Source organism: Candidatus Brocadia sp. (assembly GCA_021646415.1).
Classification (GTDB): Bacteria; Planctomycetota; Brocadiia; order Brocadiales; family Brocadiaceae; genus Brocadia.
The window spans coordinates 74,846-90,908 of record SOEU01000003.1; the positions used below are offsets into that span (position 1 = coordinate 74,846).

General features: G+C 38.0%; 9 protein-coding genes. 7 read left to right on the plus strand and 2 right to left on the minus strand.

Annotation, left to right across the window (positions count from 1 at the left end; translation table 11 throughout):
• Window positions 1-30: 30 nt before the first annotated feature.
• Both E3K36_04175 and E3K36_04180 read left to right on the plus strand, forming a co-directional pair.
• Window positions 31-2,664: a glycosyltransferase gene (locus E3K36_04175; protein MCF6154447.1), complete on the plus strand. Its 2,634-nt coding sequence runs from the start codon at window positions 31-33 to the stop codon at window positions 2,662-2,664.
• A gap of 21 nt (window positions 2,665-2,685) precedes the next feature.
• Window positions 2,686-4,782 (plus strand): hypothetical protein, encoded by a 2,097-nt coding sequence (locus E3K36_04180; GenBank protein MCF6154448.1) that lies wholly within the window; start codon window positions 2,686-2,688, stop codon window positions 4,780-4,782.
• A 44-nt stretch (window positions 4,783-4,826) separates the two neighbouring features.
• Here the strand turns inward: E3K36_04180 and E3K36_04185 are convergent, their stop codons facing one another.
• A complete protein-coding gene (locus tag E3K36_04185; GenBank protein ID MCF6154449.1) occupies window positions 4,827-5,915 on the minus strand; it encodes an NAD-dependent epimerase/dehydratase family protein in 1,089 nt (362 codons plus the stop codon).
• Between the two features lie 99 nt (window positions 5,916-6,014).
• A complete protein-coding gene (locus tag E3K36_04190; protein MCF6154450.1) occupies window positions 6,015-7,076 on the minus strand; it encodes an NAD-dependent epimerase/dehydratase family protein in 1,062 nt (353 codons plus the stop codon).
• 693 nt (window positions 7,077-7,769) lie between these two features.
• Here E3K36_04190 and E3K36_04195 point away from each other — a divergent pair.
• The 5 genes from E3K36_04195 to E3K36_04215 all read left to right on the plus strand — a co-directional run bounded on the left by E3K36_04195 (window position 7,770) and on the right by E3K36_04215 (window position 15,956).
• The gene (locus E3K36_04195) at window positions 7,770-9,203 is read left to right on the plus strand and encodes a glycosyltransferase (GenBank protein ID MCF6154451.1); all 1,434 of its coding nucleotides are present in this window, start codon (window positions 7,770-7,772) and stop codon (window positions 9,201-9,203) included.
• A gap of 62 nt (window positions 9,204-9,265) precedes the next feature.
• Window positions 9,266-11,047 (plus strand): tetratricopeptide repeat protein, encoded by a 1,782-nt coding sequence (locus E3K36_04200; protein ID MCF6154452.1) that lies wholly within the window; start codon window positions 9,266-9,268, stop codon window positions 11,045-11,047.
• 152 nt (window positions 11,048-11,199) lie between these two features.
• Window positions 11,200-12,978, plus strand: coding sequence for a tetratricopeptide repeat protein (locus E3K36_04205; GenBank protein ID MCF6154453.1), 1,779 nt, complete (start codon window positions 11,200-11,202; stop codon window positions 12,976-12,978).
• 166 nt (window positions 12,979-13,144) lie between these two features.
• Window positions 13,145-14,071, plus strand: coding sequence for a flagellin (locus E3K36_04210; GenBank protein MCF6154454.1), 927 nt, complete (start codon window positions 13,145-13,147; stop codon window positions 14,069-14,071).
• A 103-nt stretch (window positions 14,072-14,174) separates the two neighbouring features.
• Window positions 14,175-15,956: a hypothetical protein gene (locus tag E3K36_04215; protein ID MCF6154455.1), complete on the plus strand. Its 1,782-nt coding sequence runs from the start codon at window positions 14,175-14,177 to the stop codon at window positions 15,954-15,956.
• Window positions 15,957-16,063: the final 107 nt, after the last annotated feature.

Consider the following 16,063-nt stretch of genomic DNA (forward strand, 5'->3'; position numbering starts at 1 on the left):
GTTTAAAAGATTCTGTGATGGAGGATTTTGATGACATCGTATGAAGCAGTAACTATTTACATCCCGTGCTATAATGCAGAAAAATACATTTCCCGTTGCCTCGAAGGTGTACTTTCGCAGACTTATCCAGTTAAAGAGGTTCTTGTAATCGATGATGGATCTACGGATGGGTCACATGAACTAATTTCCCGATATCCGGTAAAAATTATTCGACACGAGACAAATAAAGGACTTGCTGCCGCCCGAAACACAGCGATTAAAAATGCAACTACGGGATATCTGGCCTGTGTAGATTCAGATGTAGTACCTGAGCCAGATTGGCTGGAAAAACTAATGCTAAATTTCAGTGATAAGGTAGCAGGCGTTGGAGGAAAATTGCTGGAGTTATATTCTGTCTTTTTGCCTGATCAATGGCGTGCCAACCATGCCGTTCAGCACTGGGGTGATGCAAAAAGGGAAAATCCTGATTTTATCCACGGAGCAAATAACGTTTATCGGAAAGAAGCGTTAGTCCGTGCAGGGCTATACAACGAAAAGTACAGGACTAACGGAGAGGATTGTGACATGTCCTTTACTCTGCTCAATATGGGTTACACGCTTGTTTATGAACCTCTGGCAATAGCCCGTCATCTCCGCCAGGATACCTTACAATCCGTGCTAAATACTTATTGGCATTATCATACCCCCTTTCATATAGATACAGATCGTTACGGAAGTTATATGAATCTCAAAAAGCTTTTGCATAAGATTCATCTAAATTTTAAGATAGGCGAACGTGAAATAAATAAAGATTTCAGCAGGAAAAGATACCATCTCCTTTATCCCAGTTTCCTCTTTCCCCTGCGAAATACCCTCCAGGATATTCGATTGTGTACAAAACTACACTCTCCGGATGAGGATAAACATCAAATCGAGCGAACATTTGTTGCCGTTTATTTAGGCATTTTTGCATTGTTAAAAGCAACTCATGCACCGCAAAATCTAGTCAATACAATAATTGAAGATGTGGCTGATTTACGCCTGAGCAAACCGGAGATCGATGTATATTTATCCGATACAAACGTGAGAAATATGGCAGTGAATCAGACCTCAGGTTCTCGCAATGTCTTTTTCCCGGCAGAGGACTTTGACAAAGATTTTGCCAGACAGACGCTAGGAATTATACAGAAGTGGTTAAATGAAATGAATGAAACAGTATATCAGATGATTACCGTTTCTGGGGAACGTGTTCGGGACGAACTTAGGCAGAAGGCAAACATAATAAAGAAAACCAAGGTAATGCTTTTGAATCCACCGTGGAGAGAAGGAAACCGTGCAGGAGTGCGAGCGGGGTCCCGATGGCCCTTTACCATGGAGATCGGAAATGAACCATCTCCTGTATATCTCCCTTTCCCTTTTTTCCTGGCTTATGCCACCGCCATGTTGAAAAAGGATCGCTTTGAAGCAGTGCTTGTAGATGCGGTAGCCGAGGGTCTTACAGACGAAGAGTTTTTGGAAAGAGTACGGGGATTCAGTCCTGATATTATTCTAATTGAAACCGCAACAGCTTCGATTAAAGTAGATTTACAATACACCCAACGCATAATCCACGAACTAAAACAAGGCATCAAAGTTATTTTCGCCGGAACCCATGTAAGTGCGTTGGGTGAGGATTTCCTTAGAGAAAACGGTGAAATTGATGCTATCATATTGGGGGAATATGAAAATATTTTTTTAGAAATTGTCAAAAGACTCGATGGCAACAAATCGTTACGAGGAATAGAAAATGTAATCTATCGTACGAGTGACGGAAAGATAAACGTCAACGCACGATCCAATAAATTAATTGAGCTCGACACACTCCCCTGGCCTGAACGAGATACGCTACCTATGTATGCTTATTATGACCAGTTTGCGAACAGTATGCCGTCACCAAACGTTCAGATCCATGCAAGCCGGGGATGCCCGTATGGTTGTATCTATTGTGTATGGCCTCAGGTTCTTTACGGTAGTCAGAAATATCGTACACGAAATCCAATTGACGTGGTGGACGAGATCGAATGGCTGATAAAGAAATATGGGTTTAAGGCCTTCTATTTTGATGACGACACATTCAATATCGGTAAGGAACGGATTCTGAAGCTTTGTAGTGAATTGAAGAAGCGGGGGTTGCACAAAATCCCTTGGACTGCTATGTGCAGGGCTGATACTTCCGATCGTGAAACTTTTCTTGCGATGAAAGAGGCCGGCATGGTTGGACTGAAGTTTGGAGTAGAGTCAGGAGTTCAAAGACTGGTAGATGCGAGTGGGAAAAATCTGGATCTTTCGAAAGTTAAAGATGCAGTAAGGATATGCAAAGAGATAGGATTGAAGACACATCTGACATTCACGCTGGGATTGCCTGGAGAGACGCTGGAAACCATCAAGGGAAGTATAGAGTTTGCCAAAATGTTAGATCCCGATACAGTCCAATGGTCATTGACAACTCCATTCCCGGGTACCAAATATTTTGATCTTGCGAACAAAAATGGTTGGCTTTCCACAAAAGATTGGGCGAAGTACGATGGCGCAATGTATACCGTACTAAGATCTGACAATCTTTCCATTGAAGAACTTCAACTGGCATTGCAAGCGACAAACACACAATGGCGAGAATACGTTATAAGCAGACAATGTAAGGTCTAAACTATTTTGAAATAAATAACCATGATAGGAAAAGAACTATTACAAGAAATGGCAAAAAGTGATTTGGAAGAACTTAAGGGTTTTTTCGATAGTATTCCCACCCAAAAACTTCCGGCTTTTTTACAACTTTTAAAAGGGATAAATTATGAAAGATTATCCCTGATACCTGAAGCTAATGAAATACTGCTGCACCTCTATGAAAAGTGCAACAATGCCGTGCATTATTGGCCAGTAATAAATGATTTTCGGGTTGCACATGGTAGTAAACTACCGAATGGCCGCTCCAAAATTTTAACAAATATGCAGGGAGGAAGAATTGGACTGGGTCTTATTGCCAATGCTGACACGATTTCCTTTATACCGCACCATAATCTTGGAAGACTAAGTAGTAGTATAATAGGTTATCGAATTCACATGGATTCGTTTTTAGATATTCTCAACCAATTACCCGAAGGATGGGAACCTGACTATGTATTATTTTTTCTTTCAGAGGTGTTGTCTTTACCTGACGGATTAGAGAAATCACCCTATCCAGTTATAGGATTACCCGGTGATCCATGGAAATGCAATAAATTATTCTGGGACATGAAATTTTTTGATGCAATGATGCCCGCTATGAAACACATGTGCAAACCCTATGAATTGCTGGGAGAGATAAAAACGTTATATACTTCTTGTTCTGGAATACAGGGTTACGTTCCGTGGTTATTTACCAATGTACCCGAAATACAAGGAGAAAAAGAATACGATGTGGTTTTTACCGGGAGCTTCATAAATCCTTTTCACAAAAAAAGGCGCCAATATATCTGGAAGTTATTAAAATTAGCCGACCGATACAAAATTTATACGGGCTATACGAATTCAGTAATTGAATGTTATGAAATCATGCGTAATGCGAAAATCGTTATTCATTGTCCCAACATGCAAGGAGGAGTTAATCTCAGACCATTCGAAGCAATTGCATGTGGTGCCTTGCTTTTGCATGAAGAGGGTGATCATTCCATTGAGGAATTTTTTGTTTCAGATAAAGAAGTTGTGTTGTTTAACGAAGATAATTTTGAACAAATAATTGAATATTATTTGAATCATGTTAGAGAGAGGGACCAAATTGTCAAACAAGCCGTTAAGAAGAATCGTGAGTATGCCAATATTGTGTTGCTTATGATGAATGTTATTGAAAAAATCAGGCAATCGAAAGTCACAGTGACATCTAGACCAGCAGACAAATTACCTGATGATATGAAACTCAATGCCCTGGGAATTTCGAGCTTTTATGCCAGGGATCTCGATTTAGCGATTTTACGTTTTTCAAAAGCTATCTTAATAAATGAAAACAATACAAAATATTCTAACAATCTGGCCGTTTGTTTGATGGTACAGACTTTTATAAAAAACCAGACAAACCCTCTCATTGAATCTTTACTTTTGACAGCTAATCAACCGAGTTCAAGAACAATCGTTTCTCTCTTTAATTTGATTTCTTTTTACCAATTTATTAAACCCGATCAAGATAAATTTCTTGAGCTTGCAAATACACTGATAAATTATATAACCAACAATGTCAATAAATTACCGGGATTCTCCAATGATGAATTATTTTTCTACGTAGAAACATCGGGGAATTATCTCTTAGACAGTCAAATATTTCGCCTGGAAATGGATGCATTAATGATGTCTTTTCCTGAAAGAAATGATTACTATCAAGAGTGGATTCGTAAGACGATTTTATGGAGAATTCTTGAGTATAAGGGCGATTATTATGCTGAAGGGGGAGAAAGGGAACGGTCTATTAAAGAATATGAGTCAGCGTTAGAATATTGCCCTCATAACGAGTTTATATTAGAAAAGTTGAGCAAACTATATTTTGAGGATGAACAGTGGAACAATGCCGAGTTTTATCTTCGTAAGCTTTTGCAACATTCCCCGCTCCACGAAAACGCCCACCTCTGGCTTTCGAAAATCGAATTGGCAAAGGGGGAAAAAGAAAAGGTAAAAGAGAGAGTTTCTCCTCTGCTTCATCTCGGCAGCCTTAAATTCAGAAAAGAATTCCAGTATATTGTAGATCAAGTTTCAAACAATGATGTGCCCTTTCATGATTATGCAGAATTTCGGAAATAAAGCCATCGATTGAGATTCGTAATGTAAAAAACCGCACAAATTATTTAGATTAGTAAACTTCGTAAGACATTTTCATTATTTTTAATCCACAAATACGTATCCTCTAATATCTTTCTGGCATCTCTCCTTGGTTTCCAGTTAATCGCATCAGATATCTTTTGATTATCTGTTATATAAATAGACAAATCGGCAGGTCTTGTCTTTGGTTCTGATAGTATCTCTATTGTATTCCCTGTAATATCCTCGCATAATTCCGTTGTTTCCAGCAAAGAAAGGTTTACAGCCCTGCCACCACCCAAATTATAAATTTCGCCATTAATACTATCTATTGAGGTAATGAGTAATTCTAATAATTCAAACAGGTCGTCGACATGCAAAAGGTCTCTCACCTGCTTCCCCCTGCCTCCAAAACCAATATATCTGAGAGGTTTTCTAAAATAATGCGCCAACATCCATAGGGTAAAAACCCCCTGATCAACTCTCCCAAATTGCCAGGGCCCGGCAATTACACCGCACCGGATAATAACGCCCTTCATCCCGTACATTTTAATATACTCCTGCAGTATGATCTCGGAACAAAGCTTTGTTGCCCCATACATGGATTTAGAGCCCCTAAGGGTAAAATCAACATCTATTCCATTTTTTGACCAACCAGGAAAGCTTGTCTCCTGCTCTTCACTCCACTCAAATCTTGTCTCTTTTTCGGCAATCTTAATCCTATTGATAACATCATACGGATATATCCTGCTCGTTGAAAGAAATATCACATCAGATTTGACCTTTCTGGCAAATTCAAGGCAATTTACCGTTCCAACAAGGTTTGTATTGATAAGATAGGCAGGACTTTCACCATAACCAGCCATAACTGATGGCTCAGCAGAGCATTCAAACAACAGGTCGATTTTCGTATTAAATTCCAAATCTTCCGGGTTTCTAATATCTCCGTGAACAAATTCAATTCCATACTGTTTAAGACGTCCTGGATTTAGCTCTGAACCACGTCTTTTCAGGTTATCAAAAGCAATGACTCTTATATTAGGATACTTTCTCTTGAAAGAGATGGCTAAATTACTCCCTACAAAACCGGCACCACCGGTAATAAGTATTGTCCTGTATCGTAATTGTTTATTCATTTATGAGGAAATTATGATCTCAAAATTGTTGCGAAATTTATCGCTCATTAGATAAAAAACGCCTATGCATCTGCTCCTGGTCTTGAATCGATTCATACTTTAGACAACTATCTCTTTCTGTACTTCATAAATTTCATGTAAAATGGTTTTTATATCATATTTAAATTCCCAATTTTGGTAATGATCTTTAAATTTAGCAACGCTGCTGATCCACCAGATATGATCACCGGCCCTGTTTTTATCAATATACGAATAATCTAATTTTTGAGCTGAGATTTCCTGACACATATCAACCGCTTCTAACACGGAACAATTGTTAAAACGACTCCCTCCTATATTATAGATCTCCCCTGCCCGGGGATTGTTATAAAAATGATAAAAAGCATTTATCAGGTCATACGAATGAATGTTATCCCTGACCTGTTTACCTTTATAACCATAAATAAAATACTTTTTACCCGAAATGCAACATCTCATCAAATATGACAAAAAGCCATGCAATCTCGTTCCAGAATGAGCGGGTCCAGTCAGGCACCCACACCTGAAAGCAACAGTTTTGAGATTAAAATATCTTCCATACTCCTGAACAAGCACATCGGCTGCAATCTTGGAAACGCCGAATAAACTATGCATCGACTGGTCGATGGACATTGTTTCATCGATACCATTGTACCACTGATGCTGCGAGTCTAATTCATATCGTGTTTCCAATTCTACAAGAGGGAGGATATTTGGTAAATCTCCGTATACCTTATTTGTAGAAGTAAAGATAAAAACAGCTTCCGGGCAATATTGTCTGAAATTCTCTAATAAGATCAATGTACCGTTGGCATTAATGGTAAAATCCATAAATGGATCAGATGCTGCCCAGTCATGAGATGGCTGTGCGGCTGCATGAATAATCAATGAAATATTCTTTCCGTACTTTTTCAGTATTCTGGCAATACCATCGTTATCTCTAATATCAACATCACTGTGGCTATAATTAGGATACTTCTTTTCTAACTGGCTTTTATTCCAATCTGTACAGGCATCTTTACCAAAAAACATCTTTCGAAAATTGTTATCTATTCCGACAACATCAAAATTCCTTTCACAAAAAAATTTTGCCGCTTCAGAACCAATGAGACCGGCTGAACCTGTAATAATAACTACGGACACTTTAAGTCTCCTGTTAAAAATAGAGAAAAATGCCCAAAAATGTACGTTTAAAGATACTGTTTCTTTCGGTCTTTATGATGTGACCTCCTACTTGATAGTACTCCTCAAATTTCAATAACTATTTTGCTATGGCTATTTCTTTTGTTAGTACTATCCAAAACCACACAAACTATATGCCACAATAGAATTCAAAATTACTCTGAATGAGGAAAGGGTAAAAATAAAATAAAAATTGACTTTTTAAAAGAATATCCCTGTATGCCTTGTATTATGGCAAGAGCGATACATTTTCTCTATAGTGGCAAGGCGCGTCTTGCTACCACAAATCTTAGCCTCATTAGTGATATTTTTTAAAAAACACACCAAAAGACTGGGATGAGTAAAAAACAGTTCAATTCACTGTATAAATGTTAATCATGCTTGTATAAAGTTATTACATCAATTAACTTGTTTTTTCCCGGGCACGATATTTTGCAAAAGGGTAAATAGACTATAATTTGTCCATTTGAAGACAGCTTAGCTTAATGAGGTATAGTATTTGCGTGGTTGTATCATGTCTTTTATTAGAAAATAGAACACATTAAATCTTCGGTAACTTTATCTTTTCGGTCTATTGGCCTTAATCCATCCTGAATATTGTGGATGATTTAAATAAGCTGGATCAAACGCAGCAAATCTACCGATTGAGACTCAATGAAAAATTCACAGAAACAAAGAATATCAGCCTGCATGATCGTAAAAAATGAGGAGGAACTTCTCCCTAACTGTTTACACAGCATTAAAAATGCCGTTGATGAAATAATTATTGTTGATACTGGATCAACCGATAATACTATAACCATTGCCAAAAATTTTGGGGCAAAGGTCTATCATCACCCGTGGAATGACAGTTTTAGCGAAGCAAGAAACCGTTGTTTAAATTACGCTTCAGGAGATTGGATTCTCCAGATTGATGCTGATGAAGAGCTGGAGCAGGAGGACATCCCAAACCTACAACATGCTATAAATAATCCAGAATATAATGCAATTATTGTAGCCATCCACAGCATTATAAAAGATAACGTCCACAAATTTTATAACACACGGGTCTTCAGACTTGGTAAAGGATTCTACAAAGATATTATTCATGAGCAAATCATTACGGAAGGTAAAAGATTACCAACAGAGATAAGGCTTTATCATCACGGATATAATCTCGATGAAAAAAAGATGCAGATGAAGTGGCAAAGGACTACCCGCTTGCTAAAAAAACAAGTTGAACAAAACAGGTTTGATAGCTTTGCATGGTTTAACCTAATACGCAATTATCGTACACAAGACCTGTTTCAGGATGGCATCGATGCAGGAGAGAAGGCACTTGCGATAATTAACCCTGATCCCTCTTCAAAACCCACAGAAACAAACGTTAATTTGCACCATTATGCGATGATTACTTATGAAACGGCAAATTGCTATCTCCACAAAAATAATTTCTCAAATGCGGAAAAATTGTGCCATACCGCCCTATCCAGATTAAAAGAATTGGGAATAATACCAGAAAATATTGACATTATATTTACCCTTGCCTGCATCTATTTAAAAGATGGTTGTTACCGCAAAGCAATTGCCTACTTTAATCAGTTCCTATCTTTACGAGAATGGTATCTTGAAAATATAAATAAGAATCCTCTTATGATTGATACTCTGGGATACGACTACGCAGCTTATCAAGGAATGGGTTATTGCTTTGGAAATTTAGGACAATGGGAAACAGCCATAATACATTTACAAAAATCTATATCATATAACCCTAAATATCTTGAAGCTTATAAAAACCTGGCATCGTGCTATTCCAGACTCAACAACCATGTTGAAGCTATTAATACTTTATTGAAAACCGTTTCAAAATGTATTGCAGATGACGATGTGATATTAAAATTAGGAGAGTTATATATACAACAACATGCTTATGAGGAAGCCACACCATATCTCGAAAAATATTTAAAGAAACATCCAGAAGATAGAAGTACCTTACTGAAACTTGCACAATCATACGAGCAGTTAGGTTATTTAGAGGCAGCTCTCGTTGGTTATAGATCGGCACTGGGAAAAGAATACAGTCTTCAAAGGCATGGAGTTATTAATTAGGTTTTCTGTTTTCATTTTCAATAGTTACAATCAATATAATATCTCTATCGAGGCATGAAACAATGTCAATTACAGGTCATTCGAGGGTATCAAATAATGGCAGGCCTACCCTCTCTGCATGTATGATTGTTAAAAACGAAGAATATTTTTTACCTCAGTGTTTAAAGAGCATTAAAGATGCCGTGGATGAAATAATTATTGTCGACACAGGCTCAACAGATAAGACCGTTGATATTGCTCAATCCTTTGGAGCAAGAGTACACCATCATCCCTGGAAGAACAACTTTAGTGAGGCACGAAATCACTCCCTAGACTACGCAACCGGTGATTGGATTCTTCAAATCGATGCAGACGAGGCACTTGAACAGGCCGACATCCCCCTTTTACACAAATTAATAACTGCTGATTCGTACAATGTCATATTTGTAGCCATATATAGTGAACTCCCTGGTGGTCAGGCAAAACACTACTTCCAAAGAATATTCCGCAGAGGGAAAGCCCACTTTGAGGGAATTGTACACAATCAGCTTATCTTCGAAGGAAAGGCGCTTCAATCAAAGATAAGGCTATATCACTATGGATATAATTTATCTGAATTTGAAATGCAAAAGAAATATAAAAGGACAGGCGATCTATTACGACAACAACTCGCAGAGAATCCAAACAATATTTTTGTTATGGCAAATCTGATTCGAAACTACAGAAATGAATATAACTTCGAGAAGGTTATTGAATTAGGAGAAAAAGGACTAAATATATCCATATCACAAACAGACCTCGTTTCTAAAATTCAAAGGCAAAGAATATCCATCGACCTTACACATGCCCTGTTAAATACAAATCAAGTAGACAGGGCTGAAGAAGTATGTAAAAAAGCGCTGGAAGAAAACCCGGATTCCTTCGATGTCCTCCTGGTACTTGGAGAAATATTGTTGAAAAAAAGAGCTTTTAGCAACGCCCTTAATTATTTTAAAAAGTATCTTGTTTTGAAGGAAAAAGAAAATAAGGATCCCTCTTTCAAAGTGCTCTCTGCTGATTTTTACTATTATGAACACGGCGCATATAATAATATTGGTGAATGTTACAAACATCTGGGACTTATCTGTGAGGCTGAAATAGCTTATAAAAAGGCGATAGAACTCAACAATAAGGAACCACTATATTACTCAAACCTTGCCCAACTCTATATCTCTCAAAATCGTTTTGAAGAGGCTGAAAATATAGCTGATACCGCTGTAAAACGGGGTATCGCTAATCATTTGACATATCTATTACTTGGAAAGGCATATAGTTCACGAAGAAGATACAACGATGCTATCAATGCTTTTAGACAGTCCATTCATATTGACAGTAAAAACGTAAGTGCACATATATATTTCATTAACTTATTAATACAAACAAATCAGTTTACACAGGCGGAAAAAACGCTAAAAGAAATAATTCCATCTTACCCTGATAACCTGAGACTTAAATGTCTTTCGGAAAAAATTAAGTATAAACAAGGTAACCGGGAGAGTGCCACTCAATTTATTCAGAATATACTAAAGTCCAATATCATAGATAGCGATATTTATCTCGATCTTGGGGACCTTTGTATGGATATGGAGCTATATACCACAGCCATCGAACTATGGGAAAGATATTTTAACATCTTCCCGGCCGATGCAACCGTCGTTGCCAACATTGCCACCTGTTATGCCCGATTAGGTAAATTAGAATCGGCAAAATTCGGATTCCAGGCAGCACTAAAAATAGACCCAGGATGTAATTATGCCATACAAAATCTTGCGGCTTTAAGCAAGTTAGAAAATAAGGGTTATGTCAATATAGGAAATGATGCATAACTTGATTGCATAGGGATTTTCATTTTATTTATGCGTTTTTTCTGGCTATCTGGTAGCTGTATGGATCTAAATAATTTGTGGAAAACCTCCCCTTTATCCCCTCCTTGCGAAGGAGGGGAATGGGGTGGTTATAAATTTGAGGTAAACAACCAATGACCATTACAGACCTTCATACTACACAAAATAGCGGCATATCCCCTGTCAAAACATCCAGGGACAGACCTATCCTCTCGGCATGTATGATCGTTAAAAACGAACAGAAATTTTTACCACAATGCTTACAGAGCATTAAAGATGCCGTGGATGAAATTATTATTGTTGACACAGGCTCAACAGATAAGACCGTTGAAATTGCCCACTCCTTTGGAGCAAGAGTATACCATCATCCCTGGAAGAATAGCTTTAGTGAGGCACGAAACTACTCCCTGAACCACGCGACAGGTGATTGGATCCTGCAAATCGATGCTGACGAGGCGCTGGAACAGGCCGACATTCCCCTTTTATACAAATTAATAACTGCTGATTCGTACAATGCCATATTTGTCGCCATATATAGCGATCTTCCCGGTGGTCGGTCAAAACACTATTATACAAGAGTATTTCGTAGGGGAAAAGCCCACTTTGAGGGAATTGTACACAATCAGCTCATCTTCGAGGGTAAGGCATTCCAATCGGAAATAAGATTCTATCATTATGGGTACAATTTATCTGAATCTGAAATGCAAAAAAAATATAAAAGGACAGGCGATCTATTACGACAACAGCTTGTCGAGAATCCCAACAATATTTTTGTCATGGCAAATCTCATCAGAAACTACAGAAATGAATATAACTTTAAGAAAGTTATTGAACTAGGAGAAAAGGGACTAAATATATCCATATCACAAGAAGACTTTAATTCTCAAAGCCAAAGGCAAAGAATATACATTGACCTTGCATATGCCTTATTAAATATAAATCAAGTGGACAGGGCTGAAGGGATCTGCAAAGAAGCTGTTAAAGAAAATCCTGATTCACTCGACATTTTATTTCTTTTGGGAGAAATACTGTTAAAAAAGGAGGCCTTCAATGATGCCTTACGTTATTTTAAAAAATATCTTATTATAAAGGATAAAGAAAACAAAAAACCCACCTTTAATCTATCTATTGTTGATGCCTATTATTATGAAGATAAGGCATATGACAATATCGGGGTATGTTATGAGAGTCTGGGACTTATTAACGATGCTGAAGTGGCTTACAAAAAGGCAATAGAACTCAACAGCAGGGAACCGCTCTATTACTCAAATCTTGCCAGTTTATATGTTTCTCAAAATCGCTTAGAAGAGGCTGAGAATATGGCTAACGCCGCCGTAAAATTGGACACAAATAACTATCTGATATACCTCTTGCTGGGAAAGATACAAGCTATGAGGAAAAAACCTCATGAAGCCATTAATACTGTTAAACAATTGCTCCAAAAAAATGACAAAAATATACATGCACATATATTTTTGATAAATCTATTGATAGAAACAAATCGGCTGAAAGAGGCTGAAAAGGCAGTAGAAATGATAAATCCTACCTATCCAGACCATTTAGGACTTAAATGTATTACAGAAAGAATTAAATACAAAAAAGGCAACAAGAAGAGCGCCATTCAGTTTATCCAGAACATTTTAAACTCCAGTCCATCAAATAATAGCGTATACCACGATCTCGGAAATCTCTGCATAGAAATAGAGGAATACGAAAAGGCCATTGAACTGCTTGAAATACACCTGAAAACCTCTTCTACCGATGCAACTGTCATTACGAACATCGCTACTTGTTACGCCAAATTGGGAAAATTAGAATCTGCAATAATTGGACTCCAAGCGGCACTAAAGATAGACCCAGGATGTAACTATGCCTTACAAAATCTTGTAGTTTTAAAAAAGAAATTTCTTTAAATTTCTTAAACTTTTTAAAACTCCTGCCGATAATTTCACCAGGTACCTTGAAATGTTTAAAGACGTAACCGACCGGTCAAAATGATGTTTGTATATTTAGATAGAATAAACTAGTTTCTTCTCGTTATGGAATACGGGAAAAAACAATAAAACAAGGAGGTTAAGGATGAGTACAAGAATTAATACAAATATTAATGCGTTAAACGCTCTGAGGTCGCTGTCAGATATCTCTGGTCGTTTGTCTGTTTCTCAATTACGTTTGGCTACAGGCAAAAGGATCAATACTTCAGGGGATGATGCAGCTGGTTATACTATTGCGAAAAAGTTTAATGCACGTGCAGAAGGCCTTGGTCAGGCATTAAGTAATATTGGATCGGCCAAAAATCTTTTGTCAGTTGCAGAAGGTCATTTGAACAATATCGTTGACATCTTGACACAGATGAAGACAAAGGCGACCCAGGCAGCCGATGACTCACTTGGTACATCAGAACGTACAGCTATTAAGGCTGAACTTGCCGCCTTGGCAACACAAATTAATCTTGAAGTCACGCAGGCCACTTGGAACTCCAAGTCAATATTTAGCGGTACCGGTTCTAGCAATGCTACTGCTGGTAACGTACTATTTAAATTTCAAATAGGTGGTGGAAACAGTACCACAAACGACATATTACAATTTAACTTGTTAAAGACTGGCAACGTCAGCTTGGAGAGCGGTAATACTGGTTTTAAGGCTACTCAATTAAGGCTTGATGCTAGTGGAGGAACGCGTCTCAGTGGTAATACCCTTGCAGGTTCATTATTAGGTTCATCAGCATCAGCACAAACATTGATGGGTAGAATAGACAGCGCTGTTGCCGATGTATCAGAGGCGTTGAGCTATGTTGGTGCCGTGGTGAACAGGCTTAGCTATCAGGAAACAAGCTTGACTGTGGCAAAGACAAATACCGAGGCAGCAAGAAGCCGAATTGAGGATGCAGACATGGCGTATGAGCAGTTGAATGCAACAAAGTTACAGATATTACAACAGACTGCCAGCTCAATGCTCGCCCAAGCAAATTCAGGACCGCAGTCCATATTAAGCCTTTTCAGATAAAAAGGCTTTCTGCTGGGGATGGGTTTTAAAACCCATCCCCAGTTTTATTTTGAACATAGTATGCATATGTTTTAGGAAACGCCCTCCCAGGAGGTTTAAAAATATGGCCACATCATCATCTATAACATCCGCGTTTGGTGCTAGTTCCAATATCAACTTACTGGTTACTCAGTTTATGGCTTTGGAACGGAGACCGCTGACATCGCTGAATACAAAAAAAACCAGCCTTAATAGCAGTTTAAATATTTATAGCGATTTAAAATCCAAACTTTCTGATCTTCTAACAGCCGCAAGAGATTTGTCTAGTACTAGTACAAGTTCTATATACAATTCAAGAACATCCAGTTCCAGCGACGAAACAAAACTAACAGCATCCGCAGGTACTGGCGCAGCTGTGGGAACATTTCAGATTCGTGTTAAACAATTAGCCACCGGCGCTTCAATCCAGAGCACCAGTGAACTAATCAGCAAATCCGCCGCTAAAAGCACCACAAAGGTAGCTCCAGGTTCTGGTGTTATCGATGTATCGAAAAGTTTTTCTGACGCTGGACTTACAAGCACTCCGGATGGTACGGTAACCATCAACGGTCAGACTTTTACTTTATCCGATTACGATACCGTTCAGGCTTTTATGGATGCTGTAAATACTGATGTCACTGCAAATGCAAACATCTATTATAACAAGACGGAAGATAAGTTTTATATTGAACAAAAGAGCGGAAGCACGGATCTGGTTATATCAGAGACAGGAACAAATCCGTTTTTCACGCAGGCAAAAATAACCGCAGGTACGTATACCGGTAACGGCAATACAGGTATTCAGAGTGATGTCTTATTAAGTAAGGCCAATTTCGATACGACACTGACCAGTACTACGAGCGGTAGTTTTAAAATTAATGGCGTAACGATCACATATAATACTGATACGGACACATTAGATAATGTTATCTCCAGAATAAACAGTTCCACAGCCAATGTAAACGCATTCTATGATAATTCCCTCGACAAGATGATTATTAAATCTAAAGCAACCGGAAGCACGGATACAATTACCCTATCAGATGTAAGTGGTAACCTTATGAGTGTACTAAAGTTGTCTGGCGCTACTGCAACAGCAGGTACCGATGCGAATTTTACTATTAATAGTTCTGATGCGGCTGATGAGATAACCAAAAATACAAACACCTTTACGATAAATGGCGTTACCTATACCCTCAAAAATACCAATGTCTCAAGCTATACAGATACCACGTATACAACGGTAACAGTGAAGCAGGATACCAGTGCAATTCAATCCAAGATTACCGGCTTCCTGGATAAATTTAATACAGTAACAGAATATATAAAGGATAAATCGAGCGTAAATACAAGCACAAAGGCACGGGGACCGCTTGCAGGAAATGCGACCTTTACTTCCCTCAGAAGCCAATTATTTCAAAAAATAACAGAACAGATATCAGGACTTACTGCAGGAAATCCTGACTACCTACATGAAATTGGCATTACCGTCAGCAGCAGCTTAAAGGCGAGCCTATCGGATACATCGAAATTTAACAATGCCATTACTTCCAATTCCAGAGCGGTTGAAGATTTATTTAATTCTACAAATGGTGTCGCGAAGAAACTGGAAACACTTTTAAAGCCTTTTGTAGAGAGTTCCTCATCCATTAGAAGCTCAATAATTGATGAAACAAAAAACGTTATTAGTAAACAAATAACTGATATTGATACTAGATTAAGCAGAATGGAAACACGTTTAGCGATAAAAGAGAATCAGTATCGCCAACAATTTTATAAAATGCAGGACTTATTGAATAACCTTGTGCTTCAAGGTAACCAGATAACATCCCTCACACAATCTTTTTATAACCCACAATTCTTTTAAGACAATAATCGGAAAATGCACATTACATATGACAAATCCAAACTGTCACAGCAAACAAAAGAACTTGTAGACATACAAGAACTCCTTTTCAGTCAGCTGGAAGATTA